The following is a 23,569-nucleotide window of genomic DNA, read 5'->3' on the forward strand; positions in this document are numbered from 1 at the left end:
ACGACGCGGCTGCCTGCGGGAACCAGGCCCGGTATCACACGATGCCGGGCCTTGTGTGCATCTGAAGTGTTTCCTGCCGAAACGAAAGGGCAGTAATAGAGGCTGACCACCGAACGCCCGCAGAAGCAGAAGGACAGCCCAGGATGCCGCCACTTCCGTCCAAAGTCGCCCTCGTCACCGGCGCCGCGCGCGGCATTGGACTTGCGACCGCCAGCAAGTTTCTCGCCGAGGGCTGGCGCGTGGCGCTGCTCGACATCGAGGGCGAGTTGCAGGCGAGCGCGGCCGCGGCGTTGAACAATCCCGAGAACACGCTGACGATTGCCTGCGACGTATCCGACGCAGCCGCCGTGGGAGCCGCCATGGCCGCGGTCATGAACCGCTTCGGCCGTCTCGATGCGCTCGTCAACAACGCCGGCGTCGCCGTGTTCGCGCCGGTGCTGGAGACCACCAACGCCGACTGGAACAGGATCTTGGCGGTCAATCTCACCGGCCCGTTCCTCTGCACCAAGGCGGCCGTGCCGCTGATGCGCGAGCTCGGCGGCGGCGCCATCGTCAACATCACCTCGATCTCGGCGGTGCGTGCCTCGACGCTGCGCTCGGCCTACGGCACCAGCAAGGCCGGGCTCGCGCATCTCACCAAGCAGCTCGCGGTCGAGCTCGCCTCGCTCAACATCCGCGTCAACGCGGTCGCGCCGGGGCCGGTCGACACCGCCATGGCAAAACAAGTTCACACCAAGGAGATCCGCGCCGATTATCACGACGCCATCCCGCTCAACCGCTACGGTCTGGAGGAGGAGCTCGCCGAGGCGATCTACTTCCTCTGCTCGGGAAGCGCGAGCTACATCACCGGCCAAATTTTGGCCGTCGATGGCGGCTTCGATGCGGCGGGTATCGGCCTTCCGACGCTCCGCGGCGAGAGGCGGAACGGGTAGGCACGGGATTTGTAGGGTGGCAAAGGCGCAAGGCGCCGTGCCCACCAACTCTTCCGGATTTGCCGCGCGGATGGTGGGCACGCTACGCTTTGCCCACCCTACGACATAGAATGTGTGGAGAGTACGATGCAACGCGTTGCCATTGCCTGGGCTGCCGCAACCGCCCTGCTCGCCTCCGCGCCGGCGTCAGCTGAGATCCGCATCATCCAGAGCCCCGGCGGCCAGGTCGGACCGTTCCTCGATCTGTTCGACAAGGTGCGCGCGAGCGGTGAGCGCGTGGTGATCGACGGGCCCTGCCTGTCGGCCTGCACGCTGGTGCTCAGCATCGTGCCGGGCGAACGCATCTGCGTCACGAGGCGCGCCGTGCTCGGCTTCCATGCCGCGCGTTCGGTCGACCGGCGCGGGCGCTTCTATGCCGAGCCGGAAGCATCGCAAGCCGTGCTCGAAGCCTATCCCGGCCCGATCCGCGATTGGATCAGTCGCCGCGGCGGCCTCACCTCACGGTTACTTTTGCTAAGGGGGCGTGACCTTGCCGCGCTCTACCCGCGCTGCCGATGAGGCCGCGCCTGGCAAGAATGCGGCGGTTCTCGTCCTGTTGGAGCTGGCCCTTGTTCGTCGATTGGGCAAAACTTCGGGCTCGGGGCGACAAATCGCCCACCTGCTTCGCAGCATCTGCCCAATTTACCCCGTTTTCCAATTCTTCCCGACAGTCTATGATGCTGCTGTATTTCTAGAGCGGTCATTTTCAAAGAACGGGTCGCTTGCATGCAGCCCATCGATTTTCGCTACCGCATGTCGGATCAGGGCCGGGTCGTACTTGGCTCGCTGAGTTCCGAAGAAACACTCGAGTTCGAAGTGCTGTCGCAGCGCGACCGCGAGGGCGTGATTGATTTGCCGAACGAGCTTCGGTTGCTCGAGCTCTATGTGAAGTACCATAGTTCCAACCCGGAGGTTCCGCTCGCGCCGCTGGAACCTCTTGACGATCTGCTCGAAACGCCGCTCCCGCGCACTTCATCAAGGCGAGCACCGGAGCAGGCTTACGTTGTCGCCTTTGTCGCCGTCTTGAGTGTTGGCTTCATTGTGATCGCGATGTTGATCAACTGACGAACGACGCGCTGCGCCGTCGAAAATTCACAACATCTGTGAACCGCGTCACACTAAGGCCAAGTTGGGTTGGCATACTCTGCGCCAGCTTAATTTCGTGTCCGCGGAGATTGTCATGACCAGCATCAGCACCGAGGGACACGCTAATCCTCAGGTTCAATCGTCCCTGTTGCAGCGAGCGGGCGATCAGGCCTTCACCCTGTCGTTCCTGAGCGCGAGCGCGGTCGCAACCGTGGGCTGGCTTTACGTGCTCGGACAAGGCACCCTCGCCGTCGCGAGCTGGCTGTTGTTCTAGACAGAAGCTGGTCTAGAAGAAAAGCGGCCGAATCACCGGGGCCAGCTTTACGCTGGCGCAGATGAGCATTCCCCAAAGAGCAAAATTGATTTGTAGCGCCGCCGCCATCGGCCGCTCCCCTTGCAAGTCACGTCCACCCCAGTTTGTAGATTTTGTGACGTAAAATTAGCGGATTGCGCGCGAAAATTATAGCCCAATATTTCGCCAGTTGTTGTGCGATGCGGTCCGGTCCACAGGGCGCTCGCGCGCCGCGTCGATGACATTCGTCGGACATAAGCGCGGTCCAGCGCGACGCCCTCTCCCATGAAAATGAAAGAGAGGGCGCCGCGGCTCAACGCTTGAGGCTCGTGCTCACATTCCTTCGGCCGGGCAATTCACCATCCAGGGAATACCGAACTTGTCGACGCACATGCCAAAGCCCTTGGCCCAGAACGTCTTGCTGAAGGGCATCGTGACGGCGCCGCCGTCGGCAAGCGCGTTGAACTTGCGCTCGCCCTCAGCGGGGTCCGTGACCGTGAGCGAGATGGAAAAGCCCTGCGGCTTGTGAAAGTGCTCGGGTGGCGTGTCGGAGGCCATCAGCACGGCGCCGCCAGGCAGCGTCATCCGCGCATGCATGATCGTCTTCTCGCGGCCAGCCGGTCCGGGGGGCATATCGGATGGCGGCGCGTCCGAGAGGCGCATCATGGCGTCGATCTTGCCGCCCAGGACCTTGGCGTAATGGTTGAACGCCGCTTCGCAGGTGTCCTGATAGAACAGATAGGCATTGAGCATCGTTTCTCTCCTCTTCGTTTGCCTGACAGTTTCTTGGTAGGTCCTCTTGACAGTCCTCTTGACAGTCCTCTTGACAGTCCCCTTGACAGTCCCTTTGGCGACAGCCGGAATTACTTCTCGGTGAGCTTCTTCAGACTGACGAGGCCTGCCTCAAAGTCCTTGCCGATCATGGTGTCCATGTTGATGAAGACCTGCATCACCTTGGACATCAACGGAGCCGGGCCGTACATCGCCCATGTGACCAGCGTGGCATCGCCTTGCGGCACAAAGGTGAACTCTGCGGTGTTGTGGCCTTCGAAGGGCCGTTCGAAATCGAGCTTGATGCGGAGTTTCGACGACGCATTCGCTTCGAGGATTTCCATATGGCCGGCGCCAACATTGTTGTTGCCGTCCCATGCATAGGTCGCGCCTTTCCCCGCCGCAGTTCCCCCATAGATGCGCTTCATCGCGGGATCGCGCCCCTCATAGGGCGACCAGTCGGTCCAGAAGTGGAAATCGGCGACCAGCGGATAGATCGCCGCGGCGGGCGCCTTCAGCGCGAGCGAGCGCTCGACACGGAACGTGTCCGGCTTGGTCAGGGCGAAGACGAGGACGCCCGCGATCCCGATCGCGAGCACGACGGCGATAATGGCAACGGCTTTCCGCATGAATGGCTCCCTTGTTACGGGTTTAAGACGAATGGGAGCGGCGGGGGCCGACAGTTGGCGGAACGAATTTTTCTCGTCATTCCGGGGCCGTCCGCAGGACCGAACCCGGAATCTCGAGATTCTCAGGTGCGCAATTACGCACCATAGCTCGCCCTTCGGGCGCCCCGGAATGACGCGAAGTCGCGTCACTTCGCCTTAACGCCCCGCCGGCTGCCGCCGCCTTTCGGCTGGCTGTCCCGGATCAGGCGATCGAGGTGCATGCGGATGTGGGCGGCTTCGGCCGACGTGTTGGCGAGCGCGATGGCCCGGTCGAAGGCGACGCGCGCTTCGTCGTTGCGGCCGAGCTGCATCAGGAAAGCGCCGCGCACGCCGTAGAAATGGAAGTAGTTCGCAAGCTTCGGCGCCAGCGGTTCGATCAGATCGAGCGCGGCTTGCGGTCCGCGCACCTTGGACACCGCAACCGCGCGGTTGAGCGTCACCACCGGCGACGGCTGCACCACCTCGAGCGCTCCGTAGAGCAGGTCGATCTGGGTCCAGTCGGTCTCATCAGGCGTCGGCGCGCGCGCATGCAGCGCGGCTATCGCGGCCTGGATCTGATAGGGGCCGCTGCGGCGGTGGCGCATCGCCTTGTCGATTAGGGCGAGGCCTTCCGCGATCATGTTACGATTCCACAGCGAGCGATCCTGGTCGTCCAGCAGGATCAACGAACCGTCAGCGGCAAAGCGCGCAGCACTGCGCGCGTGCTGTAGCAGGATCAGCGCGGTGAGCCCCATGATTTCCGGCTCGCCCTGAAACAAGCGCAGCAACAACCGCGCCAGCCGGATGGCTTCCTCGCAGAGCGGCTTGCGCAACTCGGCCGCATCGCCGCTCGCCGAATAGCCCTCGTTGAAGATCAGATAGATCATCGCTGCGACGCCGACGAGCCGCTCAGATCGCTCGATCGCGCCGGGCGTCTCGAACGGCGTACCGGCTTCCGCGACCTTGGCCTTGGCGCGGGTGATGCGCTGCTCCATCGCGGCCTCCGAAACCAGGAAGGCGCGCGCAATCTGCTTCACGGTGAGACCGGAGACGATGCGCAGCGCGAGCGCGATCTGCTGCGTCGCCGGCAGCTGCGGATGACAGCAGATGAACATCAGCCGCAAAATGTCGTCGCGATAGTGCGAGCCGTCGAGCCGCTCGGCGAGCGCGCCTTCGGCGTCGTCGAGATCGGAGATAGCCTGGTCGTCCTCCGGCAGCGGCTGCTGCTTGCGGCTGCGCCGCACCTCGTCGATGGCGACGTTGCGGCCGACCATGATCAGCCAGGCCGCGGGATCCCGCGGCGGCCCGTTCTGGGGCCAGGTCTTCAGTGCGCGCAAGGACGCGTTTTGAAACGCCTCTTCGGCCGTATCGAGATCGCGGAAATAGCGCAGCAGCGCGCCGACTGCCTGGGGTCGCGCCGAGGTCAGCGCGGTCTCGATCCAGCCGGTGTCGGCCTCGCTCACGCCGAGATTCCCCCGGGCCTGAACACACCGACGGGACGCACCTCATAGGCGCCGCCGGGATTGGCCGAACCAAGGTCGCGCGCGACATCGAGCGCCTCGTCGAGATTCTTGCAGTCGACGATGTAGAAGCCGAGCAGCTGCTCCTTGGTCTCGGCATAGGGGCCGTCGATCACCAGCGGCGGATCTTCCTTGCGCAGGGTTGCCGCCGCGGTGGTCGGCAGCAGCCGCGCCACCGGTCCGAGGCGGCCCTGGCTCGTGAGCTTGTCCTGCACCACGGCGAGCTTCTTCATCACGGCCTCGTCCTGGTCCTTGCTCCAGGAGCCGACGAAGTCCTCATCATGATAGCAAAGGATCGCATAGAGCATGGGCAGCACCTTCCGAGAACGCTTGTTTCAAAGACGATCCAATATGCCCCGCCCCGACAGCGCTGCGGAAAAAAACTGCAAGAAAAATCCGGCAGATCGTGTCAAGGAAGATCACCAAAAGCGGAACCTTATGAGGCACTTCGAATGACCGTGGGTACACTGGCCGTCCTGATCAACAGCACGCAGCAGAACTGGCTGCCGGAGCGCTGGAAGGCCCGGTTCGATGCGGTCTGCGGCGACCGCCGCGTGGTCCTGCTGCCCGATACCTCCCTCGATCCGGCCGAGGTGCATTACGCCGCGGTTTGGAAGCCGGTGCCGGGTGACCTCGGCTCCTTTCCCAATCTGCGGGCGATCTTCAATCTCGGCGCCGGCGTCGATGCGCTGATGGCCGACAAGAGCCTGCCCAACGTGCCGCTGGTGCGCGTGGCCGTGCCTGACCTGACCAACCGCATGACCGAATATGTCGTGTTGCACGTGCTGATGCACCATCGCCAGGAACTCTATTTGCGCGACTCGCAGCGCGCCAAGCGCTGGGCGCCGCTTTATCAATGGCCGGCGAGCGCGGTCACGGTCGGCGTGATGGGCTTGGGCACGCTGGGTGCGGATGCCGCCGACGTGCTGCGGCGGCTCGGCTTCCGCGTCGCCGGCTGGAGCCGCAGCCCGCGTACGATCGAGGGCGTCGAATGCCTTCACGGCAGCGCCGGATTGGATGCATTCCTTCGCAAGACCGACATCCTGGTGTCGCTGCTGCCGTTGACATCAGATACAAACGGCATCCTCAACCGCGAGGTCTTCACCAAGCTCAACCGCACGAGCCCGCTCGGCCCGCCCGTGCTGATCAATGCGGGCCGCGGCGGCTTGCAGAACGAAGCCGACATCCTGGCCTGCCTCGACGACGGCACGCTGGGCGCCGCCTCGCTCGACGTCTTCGTTCAGGAACCGCAGCCCGCGGACAGCCGGTTCTGGACCCATCCCAAGGTGGTGCTGACGCCGCACAACGCCGCCGACACCGACGCGGACGCGATCTCGGCCTATGTCGCCGAGCAGATCGCGCGGTTCGAGGGGGGTGGTGCGCTGGAGAACGTGGTTGACCGCGGGAGAGGCTATTAGGGCTCGCTAGCTCTACGCAGTCGGTGTCGTCCCGGCGAAGGCCGGGACCCATACCCACAAGGGTAGTTTGGCAGACGATCGCAGCTCGGTACTGCCACCAGCCACGATCGATAGATCACGCGGTATGGATCCCGGCCTTCGCCGGGACGACACCGCTATTCTGGCAGGCAGCCCACCCCACACCCATTTGGCCGGTATCCCGTTCACCCTCTCTTAGCGAGAAGTTGATAGGCATTGTTAATCAACGCTCAACGAACGAGTCGGACATGCGAGCGAGCCTTAACCTCAGGATGCGGATCACCGTTGCGCTGGCACTGACCGCGGCGGCGACCGCGATGATCGCCGTGCTCGGCGCGATGTGGATCATCGCGGGCATCATCGACCGGGCCGACCAGCGGGAACTGCGCAGCCATTATGATGCGCTGCTGTCGCGGATCGCAGAAGAGTCCCATCGCGCCGCCGCCATGAGCGCGGTCGTGGCCGCGATGCCGGCGACGCAGGAGGCGATGGCCAGGCAGGATCGCGAGGCGCTGATGCGTCTGTTCGGGCCCGTATTTGCGGCGACCAAGTCGGAATACGGCGTCGAACAGTTCCAGTTCCATACGCCGCCCGCCACCTCCTTCCTGCGGGTGCACCAGCCGGCGAAGTTCGGCGACGACCTCTCGAGCTTCCGCAAGACCGTGATCGACGCCAATCAGGAGCACAAGGTCGTCGTCGGCCTCGAAGGCGGCGTTGCCGGGCTCGGCATTCGCGGCGTGGTGCCGATCGCGCAAGCCGGGAAGCATCTCGGCTCGGTGGAATTCGGCCTGACCTTCGGCCAGTCCTTTCTCGACGATTTCAAGACCAACCGCCATGTCGACATCGCCTTCCATCTCGCCGACGGCACAGGCTTCAGGCTGTTCGGCGGCACGTTGAAGGGCAACAGCTTCTTCGAAACGGCCGACTACAGCCGCGCCGCCGGCGGCGACTTCATGGTGAAGCAGGCAAAGCTCGACAAGATTCCGGTCGCCGCGCTGCTCGGGCCGATCAAGGACTTTTCCGGCAAACCGCTCGGCGCCGTCGAGCTGGTGATGGACAACGCCGATTACGTGGCGTCGGCCGACCGCGCCTGGTGGCTTTCGCTCGGCATCGCTGCCCTGGGACTGATCCTCGCAGCGATCGTCGGCTATCTCATCGCCCGCGGAATCTCGCGTCCGATCCTCTCCATCACGAACGTGATGCGCGAGCTCGCGGACGGCCGCCTCGACGTCGCCGTGCCCGAAGGCAAAGCGAACGACGAGGTCGGCGCGATGGTGAAGGCGGTCGCGGTGTTCCGCGACAATGCCGTCAACTTCAGCAGGCTCCAGGCCGATCAGCGCGAGGCCAAGGCCCGGTCCGAGGCGGAGAAGCGCCGCGCTTTCGCGGCGCTTGCCGACAATTTCGAGGCCAGCATCCGCGACGTCGTCACCACGGTGTCGTCGGCGGCGGTCGAGATGGAGCACACCGCGCGCTCGATGTCCGATATCGTCGAACAGTCGCGCCATCAGACCCGCGCGGTCTCGTCAGCCTCGGCGCTCGCCTCGGAGAACGTGCAGACGGTGGCGGCGGCTGCGGAAGAGCTGTCCTCGTCGATGACCGAAATCAGCCGGCGGCTCGCACATGCAACCGAGGTGGTGGGCAAGGCCGCGCGCGACGGACAGGCTTCGAATGCACGTGTCCAGAGCCTCGCAGATGCCGCGCAAAAAATCGGTGACGTCGTTTCCTTCATCAACGGCATTGCCGGCCAGACCAATCTGCTGGCACTGAATGCGACGATCGAGGCGGCGCGCGCGGGCGAAGCCGGCCGCGGCTTTGCGGTGGTCGCCTCCGAGGTCAAGGCGCTCGCAACCCAGACCGCGAAGGCGACGGAGGAAATCGGCGCGCAGGTGACGGCGGTCCAGGGCGAGACGTCAGGCGCCGTCGAAGGCATCCAGTCGATCTGCGCGACGATCCACCAAGTCGACGAAATCTCCGCCGCGATCGCCGCAGCCGTCGGCCAGCAGGGCACGGCAACCCAGGAGATCGCGCAGAACGTCCAGCAGGCCGCCGCGCGCACCGGCGAGGTCTCGCAGAACATCGCCGGCGTCACCGACGGCATCGCAGCGACGGGCACGGCGGCGGAAGAGGTGCTGGTGTCGGCAATCGAGCTGTCAAAACAGTCGCAGCGCCTGCGCGACGAGGTGGATCGCTTCCTCGCACAGATTCGCGCGGCGTAGGAAGAGCGCGATCGCGCCGCATCGTCGTCCTGGCGAAAGCCAGGACCCATTACCCCGAAGGGTCATTGCAGCGGACGGTGGTCACTTCGAGACTTCGCCAAACGAGATTCGGTGGTTATGGGTCCTGGCTTTCGCCAGGACGACGTTGAGGCGAGAGGCCGAGCGAGACGCTTGCCGTTGTCGCGGCGCAGCCTAAGTGTTAGCCCCCACCATCACATCGATCGCGCCTTTGACGATCGCCTCCAGCTCCTTGCGCGGCACGCGCGCGCGGGAGCGGATGGCGATGGTGTGGATGGTGGCGGAGGCGAGCTGCGCCAGTGCGGATGGATCGGCGCTGTCCGGCAGTTCGCCCTTCTCCTTGGCGCGCCGGAAGCAGTTCGTGAACGCCTTGTCGAGCTCGGTGAGGCCTTCGATCACCATGGCGCGAATTTCGGGATCGCTCACCGCTTCGGACGCCGCCGTTACCACCGTAAAGCAGCCGAGCGGGCCGGTCTCCCCGGAGAGATAGATGTGAAGCGCGGCGGCATAGATGCGCTCCAGCCGCTGGCGCAGCGGCATCTCCTGGCGAAAGATCACGACCATCGATGCGCGCGCGTCGTCGCGGTAGCGCTGGTAGCTCTTGATGTAGAGCTCGCGCTTGTCGCCGAAGGCGCCGTAGAGGCTTGGCCTGTTCATGCCGGTGGCTTGGCTGAGATCGTCCAGCGAGGTCGCTGCAAAACCCTGCTTGCGAAACAGATCGAGCGCCTTGCCGAGAGCGATTTCGGGCTCATAGGCGCGTGGTCGGCCGCGACGCTTAGGCTCGCCGCGGTGCTTGGGTTCGCCGCGGCGCTTGGGTTCGCCGCGGCGCTCGGGTTCGCTGGCAGCAGCTGGCGGCTTTGATTTTTGTACCATTTCGCAATTTAATCCTTGACCATCCTCATATTATGCAAGACAGTACAAAAATCAATCTGGCCAGGTTGAGCGACACTCACAATAGGAATTGCCCAGGGAGACACCAGATGGATCTTTATTTCTCGCCGCTCGCCTGCTCCATGGCGACCCGCGTCGCGCTGTATGAAGCGGGCGCCGAGGCGAACTATCTCGAAGTCGATCCGCCGACCAAGACAGTGCTCAAGGACGGCTCCGACTTCCGCGCCGTCAATCCGATCGGCCTCGTGCCGACGCTGCGCACCGACGAGGGCGTGGTGCTGACCGAGAACGCGGCGATCCTGCAATATGTCGCCGACCGCTTCCCGCGATCGGGCATCGGCGCGACCGCAGGCATTGAACGCACGCGGCTGCATCAATGGCTCTGCTTCATCGGCACGGAGCTGCACAAGGGCCTGTTCGTGCCCGTGCTCGACCGCAATGCGCCGCAGGAAGCCAAGGCCTATGTGCTGGAGAAGAACCTGTCGCGGCTCGACTATCTCGACAACTACCTGAAGGGGCGCGAGTTCCTGCTCGACCATTTCAGCGTGGCGGACGCCTATCTCGTCACGGTCATCAACTGGACCATGGCGACGCCGCCGATCGAGCTTGCGAAATGGCCGAACGTGAAGGCCTATTACGAGCGCCTGCGTCAGCGACCGTCGGTCGCGAAGGCGGTCGCCGAAGAGTTCGAGCTCTACAAGGCCGAGCAGGCGCGGAAGAAAGCGGCGGCGTAACGCTGGTTCATCAAGACATCGTCCCGGCCGGTCAGGCCGGGACGAAATATTTCAGCGCCTCACCGCGCGTAGCCGTACACCGCCGCCGCGTTGTCTGCAGACACCAGCCCGCTTTCGACGTCGTCCTTGACCGCCGCTTGATCGCGCTCACCGGGTGCGCCGATGCCGGCGCCGCCGGGCGTCATCACCAGCAGCCGATCATCCGGCGGAATGGTCTGAAATCCCTTGCCGCGCATCTTCTGGCCGGACTTGAGGCCGACATAGCCGGCCTCACCGTTATGGCCGCCATCGCGCCCGCGCGGCGGATGATCGATGCGGTCGAACGCCGCCAGGATGTCGAAGGGCGCATCGATGCCGGTGCCGACCTCGATGATCTGGCCGAGGCCGCCGCGGGTGCGCCCTGCTCCGCCGGAATCCGGACGCAGCTCCTTGCGCCAGAAGATCAGCGGTGTCTGCGTCTCCGCGATCTCGACCGGCGTGCCGCGCACGCCGCTGGGATAGGCGGTCGCCGACAGTCCATCCTTCGCAAAACGCGCGCCGGTGCCGCCATTGGACGTCACCGCCATCGAGAACCCGTAATTGCCGCCGAGGCCGGAACGGGTCTGGCCGCGCACGTTGAGATTCCACAGGCACGAGGTGCCTTCAGCCGGAACGCGCTCGGGAATGATCTGGCGCAGGCAGCCGAACACGACGTCCGGCAGCATCTGGCCGATGATGTGTCGCGAGGCGACCGGCGCCGGCTTCGGTGCGTTGAGGATCGCACCAGGGGGAGCCGACACCGTCAGCGGCGACAGCGAGCCGGCATTGTTCGGGATCTGCGAGGCGACGACGCAGCCGAGGCCGAACACGGTATAGGCCGTGGTGTAGGACGGGGGCACGTTGATGCCGAATTTCGACGCGGCCGACGTGCCGTCGAAATCGACATGGATGCCCTCGTCCGAGATCGTCAGCGTCGCCGCCAGCGTCACCGGTGCGTCGTAGCCATCGACCACCATGGTGTTTCGCCAGCTGCCCTTCGGCAGTTTGGCGATCTCGGCGAGCACGGCCTCGCGCGAGCGGTCGCAGATGTAGTCACCGAGCTCGTCGAGCGTGTCGATGCCGAACTCGGTCATCATCTCGACCAAGCGCTCGCAGCCGACGTCGTTGCAACCGGCGAGCGAATAGGTGTCGCCTTCGGTGTCGATCGGCAGCCGCGTGTTGGTGCGGATCATCGCCATCAGCGTCTCGTTGACGACGCCCTTGTCGATCAGCTTCAGCATCGGGATGTAGAGCCCCTCCATGAACACGTCGGTGGCATCGGGGCCGAAACCGATGCCGCCGATGTCCATCAGATGGCTGGTGCAGGAGAACAGCGCGACGATCTTGCCATCCTTGAAGCACGGCGTGGTGACGACGAAGTCGTTGAGATGGCCGGTGCCCATCCAGGGATCGTTGGTGATGTAGGCGTCGCCCTCCTTCATCGTCTCCAGCGGGAAGTGGTCGATGAAGTGCTTGACCGATTCCGCCATCGAGTTGACGTGACCGGGCGTGCCGGTCACGGCCTGTGCGAGCATCCGCCCCTTGAGGTCGAACACGCCGGCCGAGAGATCGCCGCATTCGCGCACGATCGGGCTGAACGCGGTGCGGAGCAGCACCTGCGCCTGCTCCTCGACCACGGCGATCAGCCGGTGCCACATGATCTGAAGGTCGATCAGGCTCGTGCCTTTTGCCTCGCTCATGATCAGGCTGCCTTTCGTTCCATGACAATGCTGCCCGCACCGTCAATATGCGCGTCAAAACTGGTCGAGACGAAGGTGGAGGTCTCGTCCTCGGCAATCACGGCAGGCCCCGCAATCGTCGCGCCCGGCGCCATGTCCTCGCGACGATAGAGCGGGATCTCGATGACTTCGCCTGCCCTTCCGTCGAAGAACTTGCGGCTGCCTGACGCCTTGCCCGCGGGTCTGCGCGTCACGGCTGCAACCGTCGGCGGATGGCGTGCTTCGGTGGTTGCAAGCACCGACCAACTCAGCACCTCGATCGCAGCGCCCGGGATCGGTCGCTCGAACATCGCGGAATAATCGGCCTCGAATTTCTGGCGCAGTCCGGCAAGATCGGCCGACGTCAGCGGCCGGTTCGGCAGCTCGACGGTGATCTCGTGGCCCTGGCCGACATAGCGCATGAAGGCCGCGCGACGCTCACGCACCGGCGCACCGGCAGCGCCCGGCTCGACCAATGCGCGCGCTTCCGTCACCATGTCCTGGAGCAGATCGGAGACTGCACCCGTGTCGAAATCGTCGAGCCGGACGTGACGGCTGCGCACCAGTTCATAGGCGATGGGCGCAGCCAGGAAGCCGACCGCCGAACCAACGCCGGCATTCGACGGCACGATCACCCTGGACACACCGATCTTCTCGGCGACACGCGCCGCATGCAGCGGCGCCGCACCGCCAAAGGCGATCAGCGTGTGCTGGCCGACGATCTCGCCGCGCTCGACCGCATGCACGCGTGCTGCGCTCGCCATGTTCTCGCAGACGACTTCGTGCACAGCATAAGCGGCGGTCTCCGCCGACAAGCCCAGCGGCTCGCCGACGCTGCTCAGCAGGGCCTTCTTCGAGAGCTCCGGGTCGAGCTTGATGGTGCCACCCGCGAAGGCATCGGGATCGATCATGCCGAGCGCGACGTCCGCGTCGGTCACGGCAGCCCGCTGGCCGCCGCGGCCGTAGCAGGCAGGCCCCGGCTCGGAGGACGCGCTCTCCGGACCGACGGTGACGCGCTTCATCGCGTCCACATGCGCGATCGAGCCGCCGCCGGCGCCGATCTCGACCATCTCGATCACGGGAATGCGCACCGGCAGGCCGGAGCCCTTGAGGAAGCGCGCCGCGCGATCGACCTCGAACACGCGCGAGGTCTCGGGCTGGTATTTTTCGATCAGACAGATCTTTGCGGTGGTACCACCCATGTCGAAGGAGAGCACCTTGGTCTCGCCGAGACGCGCTGCGATCTGCGCCGAGAAGATCGCGCCGCCGGCAGGACCGGACTCGACCAGCCGCACCGGAAAGCGTCGCGCGGTTTCGATCGACGTGACGCCGCCGCCGGAGGTGACGAGATAGATGGCGCCGCGGAACTGCTCGACCTGCAGGGCATCCGCCATGCGGGCGAGATAGCCGTCGATCAGCGGCTGCACATAGGCATTCGCAACCGCCGTCGAGGTGCGCTCATATTCCCGGATTTCGGGACACACGGCCGATGACACCGTCACCGAAATGCCCGGCATCTCCTCGGCGAGGATCGCGGCCGCACGGCGCTCGTGCTCGGGATTGGCATAGGAGTGCAGGAAGGCGATTGCGACGCTCTCGACCTTCAACTCGCGCAATTTCGGCGCAAGTGCGCGCACGGCAGCTTCGTCCAGCGGCAGACGGACGGCGCCATGGGCGTCGATGCGCTCGGGCACGGTAAAGCGCAGGCTGCGCGGCGCCAGCGGCTTCGGCTTGTCGATGGAGAGATCATACTGGTCGTAGCGGCTCTCGGTGCCGATATCCAGTACATCGCGAAAGCCATCCGTGGCGATCAGCGCGGTCTTGGCGCCACGCCGCTCGATGATGGCATTGGTCGCGAGCGTGGTGCCGTGAATGAAGACATCGATGTCGCTGATATGTGCATGTGCGTCGGTCAGAATGAGACGCATCCCGTCCAGCACCGCCTGCTCGGGCCGCTGCGGCGTCGTCAGAACCTTGCGGGTTTTGCGCACTTCGCCCACATCAAGCACGATGTCGGTGAACGTGCCGCCGATATCCACGGCAAGCCGCACTTCGGCTCCCTCAAGCATTCCAAATTCTCCGTGCTGGCCGTCAAAATTGAGCGGAAACCGCAGCAATTTTCATACCAGCGACAGCGCCGCGGGTGAAGTGCGTAGCACCTATGCGATAGCGGGCGTGCAGTGCGCTCAAAGCAGGAATGCAAGCGCCGCTTCGCAGCGCTCCTCGACCTTCAGCGCGAGGAGATCATCCGCACGGGTACGCCCGAGATTGACAGCAGCGATCGGGATTTGCCGGTCTGCGGCGGCCTTCACGAAGCGGAGGCCGGAATAGACCATCAGCGAGGAGCCGACGACCAGCATTGCGTCGGCCTGCGCAAGATGGTCCTGCGCGCCTGCGACCACGTCGCGCGGGACGTTCTCGCCGAAGAACACGACGTCGGGCTTGAGGATACCGCCGCAGGCCTCGCAGGCCGGTACCTTGAATGACGTAAAATCCGCGTGCTCCAGATCAGCGTCGCCGTCGGGTGCGTCCGCAGCGTCGAGTGTCAGCCACTCCGCATTGGCGCGACCAAGCGCATCCTGGAATTCGTTGCGCGGCGTCTTGGCCTCGCAGCCCATGCAGCGGACCAGGTCAAGTCGCCCGTGCAGATCAATCACCTGCCGGTGGCCGGCGGACTGATGCAGCCGGTCGACATTCTGGGTCAACAGCATCTCGCAGCGCCCCCTCGCCTCGAGCCGGGCCAATGCATGATGCGCATCGTTCGGCCTTGCCTGGCCGAACCGCCGCCAGCCGATCAGGCTGCGCGCCCAATAGCGCTGGCGCGTGTGCTCCTCCGACATGAAGGCCTGGAAATTGACCGGCTGGGTCCGCTTCCAATTGCCATGGCGGTCGCGATAATCGGGAATGCCGGAATTGGTGCTGCAGCCGGCGCCGGTCAGCACGAACAGCTTCTCGTGCCGGTCGACGAAATCCTGGAGCGGTGATCTTGTCATGCGGAAGATCTAGTCTACACCGCGCACTTTTTCCAGATCACCCGCGCCTGACCTGGGCCGCGCCCCAATCGGATCAGGAAAGCCGGTGAAATGCCGGCGGCAGAGGCTCGCGCACCAGTTCGCTGAGATTCAAGCTCTCCCCGCTTGCCGCAATGTCCGAGAATAACACCTCGACGAACGGGTGCTGACGGTTGAACGCGACGCCCCGCTGGTATTTGGCGTTCACGATGCGCTGGAGCGCCGCAAGGTTCAGCTGCCCAAGCGCGTTGTATTGCCTGCGGAACAGACTCTGGCGTCCCCCGCTGTGCTCAACCGATTCAGCCCACACATCCATCACCTTGCGGCTCACGAATGCCTCGACTTCTCTCGTGTCCTCCTGGGCAAGGAGGCGCAGCCCGTCCATGGCATGCGGCCCTGCGTCGATCCTGAATTTTGTTAGCGTCATCGCGAGTCCTCCTGTGCTTGCATCCGCGCGCTTCGCGAACCGTGCTTCTCGCTCTGTCCCAAAAGACATCAGCGGTTAGATCTTGCCGGGATCAGCGTCGTGCCTGTGCTTGTGAAGAAACCGGGCGATCTGCCCGCGGAGCGCTGCCGTATCCAGCAAGGTTCCGACCGATCCAGCAGTGTCGAATATCTCCCGTTGAAGGGGCGTCGGGAGAGAATTCCATTGCATGATGACGGCCGCGCCGAGACACCGCAAGACGCGTTCCTCCTCCGCCGCGAGGGTTGCAACGCACGGTCGCTCCGTCCCTCCGGCATTGACTGCATCCACATATTGATCCGCGAGGACCCGCTCGTTGTCCGCGCGCGATGCGAGACTGTCCCGCAGTTTCTCGAATTTACGGGTATCGTCCCGGCCGGAAGAATTCCTGGCAAGCTCGCCGTACGCGGCCGCTCTGGCGCGATATTGTAAGAATTTGAACATGCCGGCTCCTTTCGATGGAAGTCTTCGCGCGTCTCCGCGGCTGCTTGCCGGCTATGCCGGCGCAGGAGCATTGAGAGATGTCATCGGAGCGTCGAAGGTGTACGCGAAGCCGCTCTCCGCATAGGTTAGCTGCACGTCGCCCAGAAGTTGGCGCCCAAGGGTTTCGATCAATCTCGTTCCAAAGCTGCGCTTTGCGGGCGACCTGACCGATGGACCATCTTTCTCGGTCCAGCTCAGGCGCAAGCGTTGCGATTTCCGATCAATCGTCCAGCCGAGATCCACGCGCCCCTTTGGCAACGAAAAGGCGCCATATTTCGTGGCGTTCGTGCAAAGCTCGTTGAGCGTCATCGCGATGACGATGACAGCTCCGGAATTGATCTGGACATCGGGTCCCGAGATCGAAAACCTTGACTCATTGCGGTCATCGAAAGCTTCGATGGCGTTGTGAACAACCGCGCCGAGATCGGCGCTTGACCATTTTGTCTGCAAAAGGAGATCGTGCGCCCGGCCGAGCGCCAATAGTCGGCCCTCGATCGCCCGTTGCGCGTGATCCACGCCCTGCACGTTGCGCAGACTCTGCGAGACGATGGCGGAAACGGTCGCAAGTGTGTTCTTGACGCGATGATGCAGCTCTTCAAGGATCAGCTTTTGCAGCTTGTCGGCGGTCTCCCGCTCTTTGGCGTCGATCCCCGCCCTGGCAAGCAGCCCGTTCGTATTGATCTCCGCTTGGGCCAGCAGTAGCCGCAGGCTGACATTCTCTGCCGCCAGAGCGTCTTCGTAGGATTCTGTACCGCCGGGGTGCTGACCCGTTCGGAGGTCGATCTCGAGCATTGGCGGCGACATCACTGGGTTGCTGCCGGACTTGATTCGGTGGGTAGTCCCGTCACGAAAACGGCGACCGCACGCCTGGCCTGGCTACCGTTGTATGAGCATCGAGGCGGCGATCAGCAGCACGAAGAAGATCGGCAGCAAGACCGGAGGTACGAGCCACTCGCGAACGCTGAATCTCGCAGAATCCGACATATCGACCGCCTGTTGGTTCCGGCGGGAGCGCAATGCTCTCAGTCACCGATAGCAGCCGAGGGGCGTGCGGTGATCGCCTGTAGATAATGACCTTTCGCCGAATTGCGAGGGCGGCTAGAACTATTTGTGACGAAAGGCCTCCCGCCGCGTTGTACCCGCGCCAGACTCTCATTTAAGGGAATGGGCAGTTGGGCTTCCCTTTGCGCCCCTGCGTCAATCCCGCAACTTGATCGGCCCTTATCATGATCGACTTTCCAAATCACAGCCGCTCATATGACCGGACTCGGCATGCCGTGCGGTTCTGGGGACACGACAGCGCCATTGAAGCCTCGTTCTTCATCGACGAAGGGGCGTTGAAACGGATTCAACCGGGGACCCATTCCAGCGAATCGGGATTTCTGAACGCATTCGATACCAACCGCGACTTGATATGTGCCGCCGCGGCCAGGAAGTATGTCCGCGGCAGCCGGGGCTCTTACGACCTCCTCGCAGGAGATTTCTGAAGCTGTCGACACCGGAGTGGCGGGTTCATAGTTTCTCCGCTGAGCCCGGCGTCTAGCTCGCCCAATTCTCCCTGAACTCGGGAAACAATGTCAGGCCGCCGCAGGCATAGATGGTCTGCCCGGTGATGTAGCTGGCGTCATCCGAGGCGAGGAAGGCGAATACGGCGGCCATCTCCTCCGGCGTGCCGACGCGGCCGAGCGGAATGTGGCTGGTGACGGCGCTGCGGCTTTCGGCGTCGCCGGTCCAGGCCGCGTTGATCGGCGTGTCGATCGCGCCGGGACCGACCGCGTTGACGCGAATGCCGCGGCCGGCAAACTCCAGCGCCAGCGTGCGCGTCAGATTGGCCATGCCGCCCTTGCTGATCGAATAGGCGAGATAGCCGGGCTTCGGGATGATCTGGTGGACGCTGGAGCAATTGATGATGCTGCCGCCTCCGCCGCGGGCGACGAAATGCGCCAGCGCCTTCTGCGCGCAAAGCACGGCGCCGTTGAGATTGACGTCGATAATGCGACGATAAGTTTCGATGTCGAGCGCCTCGCTCGGCGATTCCCGCTGGAAGCCGGCATTATTGACGAGACAGTCGAGGCGCTTCCAGCGCGCCAGGATCGTCTCGAACATCGCAGCGACTTCCTGCTCGCTGCTGACGTCGGCCTTGACGATGACATGGTCGAGCTTGCCATGGCCGTGATCGCTCGATCCTGTCCTTGCCAGCGCAAGCGTCTCCTCCGCCCTCCCGGGATGGTCGACATAATTGATGGCGACGGTCGCGCCTTCCTGAGCGAGCCTGACGGCAACGGCGCGCCCGATACCCTGGGAAGCACCGGTCACCAGCGCAAATCGGCCATTGAGGCGTGAAGGAAAGGTGGTCGAGCTGGCCTGTGGCATGAGCAATTCTCCGGAATACTTCATCATCGGCGAAAGCGGCGTTTTGTTCCACCCCCTCGGGCGCATCCCTGGGACTCACTGTGCGTGGCGCGCAAGCGACCGGCATGGCCGGTGGTGGCGATGACGAAGAAGATCAGCGTGCCGATGCCGGACAACAGGACCGCAACATTGGGATCTGCCCCATCAGAAGCGGCGCGAACGCTCGTCCGAGCCGGTTGCGTTCGACAGGCTCCCCCGCTGCGATGCAGCGATTGATGTTCGTGCGATCCGACAAAAATGTGATTGTTGCTTATCCAGACATCATCACATGATGTGAATCATGCAAGATCAATGCGTTCCGGGGCTCATACTATGACACAGCTTGCGATCCAGCCGGCTATCCATCGCCGGCACCAGCCCTGGTACAAGATCCTCTACGTCCAGGTTCTGATCGCGATCGCATTCGGGGTGCTGATCGGCTATTCTTATCCTGATCTCGGCAAGGCCCTGAAGCCGCTCGGCGACGCCTTCATCGCGCTGATCAAGATGATGATTGCGCCGGTGATCTTTTGCACCGTGGTGCACGGCATCTCCTCGATGGGCGACCTCAAGCGCGTCGGCCGGGTCGGGCTGAAGTCGCTGATCTATTTCGAGACGATTTCGACTGTCGCGCTCGCCATCGGTCTTCTCGTGGGCGAAATTCTCCAGCCCGGGCACGGCTTCAACATCGATCCGGCGACCATCGATCCGAAATCGGTCGCGACCTATGTCACCAAGGCGCACGAAGACGGCATCGTCGCCCATTTGATGGCGATCATTCCCGACAGCTATGTCGGCGCGATTGCGCGCGGCGATCTCTTGCAGGTGCTGCTGGTCTCGATTCTCTCCGGTTTTGCCATCGCCTTCCTCGGCAAGACCGGTGAGCCGATTGCGGAGGCGATCGACAAGGCCGCGAAAATGTTCTTCGGCATCATCCGCATCATCGTTCGCGTGGCGCCGATCGGCGCGTTCGGCGCGATGGCGTTCACCGTCGGCGCCTACGGTCTCGGCTCGCTGCTCAACCTCGCCGCCCTGATCGGCACGTTCTATCTCACCAGCATGTTGTTCGTGCTGATCGTGCTCGGCTCGATCGCACGGCTGGCCGGCTTCTCGATCATTCGCTTCATCGCCTACATCAAGGACGAGCTATTGATCGTGCTCGGCACCTCGTCGTCGGAGACGGTGCTGCCGCAGATGATCCAGAAGATGGAGCATCTCGGCGCCTCGCGCTCGGTGGTCGGCCTCGTGATCCCGACCGGCTACAGCTTCAACCTCGACGGCACCAACATCTACATGACGCTGGCGACGCTGTTCCTGGCGCAGGCGACCAACACGCACCTGACGATCTGGCAGGAGCTCGGCATTCTCGGCATCGCGATGATCACCTCGAAGGGGGCATCCGGCGTCACCGGTGCCGGCTTCATCACGCTTGCCGCGACGCTCTCGATCGTGCCCGACATTCCGATCCAGTCGATCGCGATCCTGGTCGGCATCGACAAGTTCATGAGCGAGTGCCGTGCGCTGACCAATCTGATCGGCAACGGCGTCGCCTGTGTCGTCATCAGCATCTCCGAGGGCGAGCTCGATCGCGAGGCGTTGCACGAGACCATGGCGCATCCGCTGGAGATGGGCGAAGCGCTGGAGCCGGGCGGCGGCTGAGGTCGCGCTGCGCGGGCGCTCGATCAGCCCTTGAGCGCGGTCACCACGACCTCGATCAGCGCGCCACCGCCGAGATCGGCAACGCCGACGGTGGCGCGGGTCGGCAGGTCGTCGCCGAAGAATTCGGTCCAGGCCGCGTCCATCTCCTTCTTCCTGGAGAGATCCGTGACGAAGATCGAGGCACTGACGATGCGGCTCTTGTCGGTGCCGGCTTCCTTGAGATAGCCGGCGATCTTGCCGAGGATGTTGCGGGTCTGGTCGCCCATCGAGACCGAGGTGTCGTCGGCGATGGTGCCGCCGACGAAGACGAAGCCGTTGGCTTCGACGGCGCGGTGCATGATTGGCGTGCGGATGCTGCGGGTGATGCTCATGACGTCCTCGAACTGCTAGGATGTGGCGGGATAGAAGCGGTCGATGCCGAGATCGCTGATGCGAGTCTGGGTACCGCCATTGACGATCAGCTCCGCCATCACGGCGCCGGCGCCGGGGCCGAGCTGAAAGCCGTGCAGGGAGAAGCCGAACTGGTGATAGAGCCCCTTGTGACGGCTGCTCGGGCCGAACACGGGAATGTCATCCTTCATCTTGGCCTCGATGCCGGCCCAGGCGCGCACGATGGTGGCGCCGCGCATGATCGGGAACAGCTCGAACACGGTGCGGGCGCTGATCGCGAGGCTCTTCCAGTCCAGCACCGTTTCGTTGCGGTCCTGGTAGGGTGTGGCCAGATGGCCGCCGCCGATCAGCACGGTGCCGTTCTTGAACTGCTTGAACGAGAGTTTTCGCCCGCGCAGGATCACGACGGGGTCGATGAAGTGCGGCACGCGCGAGGTGATCATCAGCATTGGCGCCACCGTCTCGACCGGCACGGGCTCACCGAGCGCGGCCGCGATCTTGCCGGCCCAGGCGCCGGCGGCATTGACCAGCACCGGCGCCGCATAGGTGTCGGAGCCGACATCGACCAACCAGAGGCCGTCGCCATAGCGGATATTGCCGGCGGCCATGCCCTCGCGCACGGTGGCGCCAAGCTGCTCGGCCTTGCGACGGAACGCCGTCGTCGTCTGCGCCGGATTGGCGGCGCCATCGCGGCGCGAGACCACGCCGCCAGGGCAGGTATCGGCGACCGCGGGCACGAGACGCCGCAGCTCAGTGGCGTCGATCAGCTCTTCATGGGTGAAGCCGAGCGCATTGAGCTCGGCGACGCGGGCACGACAGACAGCGAGTTCGTCCTCGTTTTCCGCGACCAGCACCTGTCCGTGGCTCTCGAAGCTGCAATCATCGTCGAGGAGATCTGAAATCTTCTCCCATATGCTCATCGAGCGGATCGAGAGCGGAATTTCGGGGATGTGCCGCGCCAGTTGGCGGACGCCGCCGGCATTGACGCCTGAGGCATGGCGGCCGGCGTAGTCTTTCTCGATCAGCACCGGCTTCAGGCCGGCAAGGCATAGATGCAGCGTCGTCGAGCATCCGTGGATGCCGCCGCCAATGACGATCGCATCCACATTGGTGGTCATCCGCGCACCACGGCCTTGACGTCGGCCTCGCTCTTCGGGACGGAAGCAAGCTCCGCGAGCGTGATCGGCTTCACCGGCGCGCGCAGCCGGTAGTAGCCGATCTCCTGCGGAGTCTTGGCCCGCGCCTGCGCCATCAGCTCGGTGACGGTGAGACCGCAGAGCCGGCCCTGACACGGACCCATGCCGGTGCGGCGATAAGCCTTGAGCTGATTGGGCCCGGTCGCACCAATCGCGACCGAGTCGAGGACGTCCTTTGCGGTGACCTCCTCGCAGCGGCAGACGATGGTGTCGCCCGAGGGAATGCGGAACTGTGGCGCGGGGCGGAACAGCGTGTCGAGAAACACGCGGCCGCGCTCGGCCTTGGCGAGGTCGGCGCGGAGCGTCGCCATCGCGGGAAGTCTTGCAGCGACAGCGGGAGCCAATGATTCCACGGCTGCGCGCGCCGCGATGCGGCCACGGACCACCGCCGCATTCGCGCCGCCGATGCCAGCACCGTCCCCGGCAATGGCGATTCCAGGGACCGAAGAATTGCCGCTCGCATCGAGCACGGGCGACCAGCACAGTTGCAGATCGTCCCAGCGATGCTCGACGCCGGCCGACATCGCCAGATTGACGTTGGGCACGACGCCCTGGTGCAGTAGCAGGAGATCCGCGGGGATGGTCTCGCGCTTCCCGCCCCCGACATAGCTCACACTCGCAAGCTGGCCATCACCGGATGCCGCAAGCTCAGTGACACCGGAGACCACCTGCACCTTCGCTTTCACCTCGCGCATCATCGACAGGCCCTTGGCGAAATAGGGCGAGGTCAGGAACGCGAAAGCGTGCGGGAGCGCGGCGAAATAATTGCCGCGCTCGGTGGTGTCGAGAATGCGGTCGATCCGGCCGCCCAGTCGCAGGATCTGCGCGGCGAGCAGCCAGAGCAGCGGCCCCTGCCCCGCGATGACGGTGCGTCCATCAGGCACCAGCGCCGAAGATTTCAACATCGTCTGCGCGGCACCGGCTGTCATCACGCCTGGCAGCGTCCAGCCGGGAATCGGGAACGGCCGCTCCAGCGCCCCGGTCGCGAGGATCACGCGCTTTGCCTTGACGAAGGCAGAAGCACCGCCGATCGAGACGGCAAGATCGAGGTTGCGGTCGAGGCTCCAGACCGTGGCGCGATGGATGACCTCTGCGCCGCTGGCGCCGAGCGACTTCACCAGATCGGCGCCGCCCCAATAGTCCGCGCCGAGCAGGTTGCGTTCAGTCACCGGCGTCGAGGAGATGGCGCGGAATACCTGGCCGCCGGGGCCAACGTTCTCGTCGAGCAGCAGCGTTGAGAGGCCAGCTTCAGCTGATGTCGCCGCGGCCGCGAGGCCAGCAGGCCCTGCGCCGATCACTACGACATCATAATCTTCGCGTTTGGGAGCCACAGTCATCGTCCGATCTCCCGCTTGCCCTTCTGGACTTCGATCTGCATGCCGTCGGCGACGGGCACGAGGCAGCCCTGGCGATTGCCGACGCCGTCGATGGTGACAAGGCAGTCGAAGCACACGCCCATCATGCAGTAAGGCAGACGTGGCGCGCCGCTCACCGCGGTGGAACGCCGTGCGTCCTGGCCGGATGCCAGTAGCGCAGCGGAAACCGTGTCGCCTTGCCGCGCCGCGACGGCCACGCCATCGACGAAGATCTGCACTTGCGGACGCTTGTCCTGCTCGGATCGTCTAAACATGGGATGCCTCGTGGCTCCTACTCTGAAC

General features: G+C 64.2%; 26 protein-coding genes. 10 read left to right on the forward strand and 16 right to left on the reverse strand.

Going from position 1 to position 23,569, the window contains the following annotated elements; all coding sequences use genetic code 11:
- Positions 1 to 143 precede the first annotated feature (143 nt).
- From JQ621_RS27430 to JQ621_RS27445, 4 genes are all read left to right on the forward strand, one after another.
- Positions 144 to 932: an SDR family NAD(P)-dependent oxidoreductase gene (locus JQ621_RS27430; RefSeq protein WP_212239106.1), complete on the forward strand. Its 789-nt coding sequence runs from the start codon at positions 144 to 146 to the stop codon at positions 930 to 932.
- 126 nt (positions 933 to 1,058) lie between these two features.
- Complete coding sequence (locus JQ621_RS27435) at positions 1,059 to 1,490, forward strand: hypothetical protein (RefSeq protein ID WP_212239111.1); 432 nt, start codon at positions 1,059 to 1,061, stop codon at positions 1,488 to 1,490.
- A 207-nt stretch (positions 1,491 to 1,697) separates the two neighbouring features.
- A complete protein-coding gene (locus JQ621_RS27440) occupies positions 1,698 to 2,036 on the forward strand; it encodes a hypothetical protein (RefSeq protein ID WP_212239113.1) in 339 nt (112 codons plus the stop codon).
- 115 nt (positions 2,037 to 2,151) lie between these two features.
- A complete protein-coding gene (locus tag JQ621_RS27445) occupies positions 2,152 to 2,331 on the forward strand; it encodes a hypothetical protein (protein WP_212239117.1) in 180 nt (59 codons plus the stop codon).
- A gap of 351 nt (positions 2,332 to 2,682) precedes the next feature.
- Here JQ621_RS27445 and JQ621_RS27450 read toward each other — a convergent pair whose 3' ends face one another.
- From JQ621_RS27450 to JQ621_RS27465, 4 genes are all read right to left on the reverse strand, one after another.
- Complete coding sequence (locus JQ621_RS27450) at positions 2,683 to 3,102, reverse strand: VOC family protein (protein ID WP_212239133.1); 420 nt, start codon at positions 3,100 to 3,102, stop codon at positions 2,683 to 2,685.
- Positions 3,103 to 3,212: 110 nt separating this feature from the next.
- Positions 3,213 to 3,749 carry an SRPBCC family protein gene (locus JQ621_RS27455; protein ID WP_212239136.1) on the reverse strand — a complete coding sequence of 179 codons (537 nt, stop codon included), beginning with the start codon at positions 3,747 to 3,749 and terminating at the stop codon, positions 3,213 to 3,215.
- 185 nt (positions 3,750 to 3,934) lie between these two features.
- Positions 3,935 to 5,230 (reverse strand): RNA polymerase sigma factor, encoded by a 1,296-nt coding sequence (locus JQ621_RS27460; RefSeq protein WP_212239140.1) that lies wholly within the window; start codon positions 5,228 to 5,230, stop codon positions 3,935 to 3,937.
- Positions 5,227 to 5,595: a YciI family protein gene (locus JQ621_RS27465; protein ID WP_212239150.1), complete on the reverse strand. Its 369-nt coding sequence runs from the start codon at positions 5,593 to 5,595 to the stop codon at positions 5,227 to 5,229. The genes JQ621_RS27460 and JQ621_RS27465 overlap by 4 nt, the downstream gene beginning before the upstream one ends.
- A 144-nt stretch (positions 5,596 to 5,739) precedes the next feature.
- Here JQ621_RS27465 and JQ621_RS27470 point away from each other — a divergent pair, with 144 nt between their 5' ends.
- Together JQ621_RS27470 and JQ621_RS27475 are read left to right on the forward strand one after the other, a co-directional pair.
- Positions 5,740 to 6,705, forward strand: a complete 966-nt coding sequence (locus tag JQ621_RS27470) for a 2-hydroxyacid dehydrogenase (protein WP_212239153.1) — start codon at positions 5,740 to 5,742, stop codon at positions 6,703 to 6,705.
- A 266-nt stretch (positions 6,706 to 6,971) separates the two neighbouring features.
- A complete protein-coding gene (locus JQ621_RS27475) occupies positions 6,972 to 8,939 on the forward strand; it encodes a methyl-accepting chemotaxis protein (RefSeq protein ID WP_212239156.1) in 1,968 nt (655 codons plus the stop codon).
- 192 nt (positions 8,940 to 9,131) lie between these two features.
- On the opposite strand, the gene JQ621_RS27480 is transcribed toward JQ621_RS27475, so the two are convergent.
- Positions 9,132 to 9,830 (reverse strand): TetR/AcrR family transcriptional regulator, encoded by a 699-nt coding sequence (locus JQ621_RS27480; RefSeq protein WP_212239158.1) that lies wholly within the window; start codon positions 9,828 to 9,830, stop codon positions 9,132 to 9,134.
- A gap of 107 nt (positions 9,831 to 9,937) precedes the next feature.
- On the opposite strand from JQ621_RS27480, the gene JQ621_RS27485 reads away from it, so the two are divergent.
- Positions 9,938 to 10,582 carry a glutathione binding-like protein gene (locus tag JQ621_RS27485; protein ID WP_212239160.1) on the forward strand — a complete coding sequence of 215 codons (645 nt, stop codon included), beginning with the start codon at positions 9,938 to 9,940 and terminating at the stop codon, positions 10,580 to 10,582.
- A 59-nt stretch (positions 10,583 to 10,641) separates the two neighbouring features.
- Here the strand turns inward: JQ621_RS27485 and JQ621_RS27490 are convergent, their stop codons facing one another.
- The 6 genes from JQ621_RS27490 to JQ621_RS27515 form a co-directional block, all read right to left on the reverse strand.
- Entirely contained in the window at positions 10,642 to 12,300 is a 1,659-nt protein-coding gene (locus JQ621_RS27490) for a hydantoinase B/oxoprolinase family protein (RefSeq protein ID WP_212239162.1), read from the reverse strand.
- A 2-nt stretch (positions 12,301 to 12,302) separates the two neighbouring features.
- A complete protein-coding gene (locus JQ621_RS27495; RefSeq protein WP_212239164.1) occupies positions 12,303 to 14,387 on the reverse strand; it encodes a hydantoinase/oxoprolinase family protein in 2,085 nt (694 codons plus the stop codon).
- A 117-nt stretch (positions 14,388 to 14,504) separates the two neighbouring features.
- Positions 14,505 to 15,311 carry an NAD-dependent protein deacetylase gene (locus JQ621_RS27500; RefSeq protein ID WP_212239165.1) on the reverse strand — a complete coding sequence of 269 codons (807 nt, stop codon included), beginning with the start codon at positions 15,309 to 15,311 and terminating at the stop codon, positions 14,505 to 14,507.
- A gap of 73 nt (positions 15,312 to 15,384) precedes the next feature.
- Entirely contained in the window at positions 15,385 to 15,756 is a 372-nt protein-coding gene (locus JQ621_RS27505; protein ID WP_212239166.1) for a signal transduction histidine kinase, read from the reverse strand.
- Between the two features lie 75 nt (positions 15,757 to 15,831).
- Positions 15,832 to 16,236, reverse strand: coding sequence for a hypothetical protein (locus JQ621_RS27510; RefSeq protein ID WP_212239167.1), 405 nt, complete (start codon positions 16,234 to 16,236; stop codon positions 15,832 to 15,834).
- 51 nt (positions 16,237 to 16,287) lie between these two features.
- Positions 16,288 to 17,067 carry a sensor histidine kinase gene (locus tag JQ621_RS27515; RefSeq protein WP_212239168.1) on the reverse strand — a complete coding sequence of 260 codons (780 nt, stop codon included), beginning with the start codon at positions 17,065 to 17,067 and terminating at the stop codon, positions 16,288 to 16,290.
- A 434-nt stretch (positions 17,068 to 17,501) separates the two neighbouring features.
- Here JQ621_RS27515 and JQ621_RS27520 point away from each other — a divergent pair, with 434 nt between their 5' ends.
- Positions 17,502 to 17,762 carry a DUF1488 family protein gene (locus JQ621_RS27520; protein ID WP_212239169.1) on the forward strand — a complete coding sequence of 87 codons (261 nt, stop codon included), beginning with the start codon at positions 17,502 to 17,504 and terminating at the stop codon, positions 17,760 to 17,762.
- Positions 17,763 to 17,814: 52 nt separating this feature from the next.
- Here the strand turns inward: JQ621_RS27520 and JQ621_RS27525 are convergent, their stop codons facing one another.
- Positions 17,815 to 18,648 carry an SDR family oxidoreductase gene (locus JQ621_RS27525; protein WP_212239170.1) on the reverse strand — a complete coding sequence of 278 codons (834 nt, stop codon included), beginning with the start codon at positions 18,646 to 18,648 and terminating at the stop codon, positions 17,815 to 17,817.
- Positions 18,649 to 18,752: 104 nt separating this feature from the next.
- Here JQ621_RS27525 and JQ621_RS27530 point away from each other — a divergent pair, with 104 nt between their 5' ends.
- Together JQ621_RS27530 and JQ621_RS27535 are read left to right on the forward strand one after the other, a co-directional pair.
- Positions 18,753 to 18,959 carry a hypothetical protein gene (locus JQ621_RS27530; RefSeq protein WP_212239172.1) on the forward strand — a complete coding sequence of 69 codons (207 nt, stop codon included), beginning with the start codon at positions 18,753 to 18,755 and terminating at the stop codon, positions 18,957 to 18,959.
- Positions 18,960 to 18,999: 40 nt separating this feature from the next.
- The gene (locus JQ621_RS27535; protein ID WP_212239175.1) at positions 19,000 to 20,325 is read left to right on the forward strand and encodes a dicarboxylate/amino acid:cation symporter; all 1,326 of its coding nucleotides are present in this window, start codon (positions 19,000 to 19,002) and stop codon (positions 20,323 to 20,325) included.
- Positions 20,326 to 20,348: 23 nt separating this feature from the next.
- Here JQ621_RS27535 and JQ621_RS27540 read toward each other — a convergent pair whose 3' ends face one another.
- The 4 genes from JQ621_RS27540 to JQ621_RS27555 are packed head-to-tail and all read right to left on the reverse strand — an operon-like array spanning position 20,349 to position 23,541.
- A complete protein-coding gene (locus tag JQ621_RS27540) occupies positions 20,349 to 20,696 on the reverse strand; it encodes a RidA family protein (protein WP_212239177.1) in 348 nt (115 codons plus the stop codon).
- A gap of 15 nt (positions 20,697 to 20,711) precedes the next feature.
- Entirely contained in the window at positions 20,712 to 21,833 is a 1,122-nt protein-coding gene (locus tag JQ621_RS27545; RefSeq protein ID WP_212239180.1) for an NAD(P)/FAD-dependent oxidoreductase, read from the reverse strand.
- Positions 21,830 to 23,248, reverse strand: a complete 1,419-nt coding sequence (locus JQ621_RS27550) for an NAD(P)/FAD-dependent oxidoreductase (RefSeq protein ID WP_212239183.1) — start codon at positions 23,246 to 23,248, stop codon at positions 21,830 to 21,832. The genes JQ621_RS27545 and JQ621_RS27550 overlap by 4 nt, the downstream gene beginning before the upstream one ends.
- Complete coding sequence (locus tag JQ621_RS27555; RefSeq protein ID WP_212239185.1) at positions 23,245 to 23,541, reverse strand: (2Fe-2S)-binding protein; 297 nt, start codon at positions 23,539 to 23,541, stop codon at positions 23,245 to 23,247. Before JQ621_RS27555 ends, JQ621_RS27550 begins: the two co-directional genes overlap by 4 nt.
- Between the last annotated feature and the right edge of the window lie 28 nt (positions 23,542 to 23,569).

It is taken from the genome of Bradyrhizobium manausense (assembly GCF_018129685.1).
Taxonomy (GTDB): Bacteria; Pseudomonadota; Alphaproteobacteria; order Rhizobiales; family Xanthobacteraceae; genus Bradyrhizobium; species Bradyrhizobium manausense_D.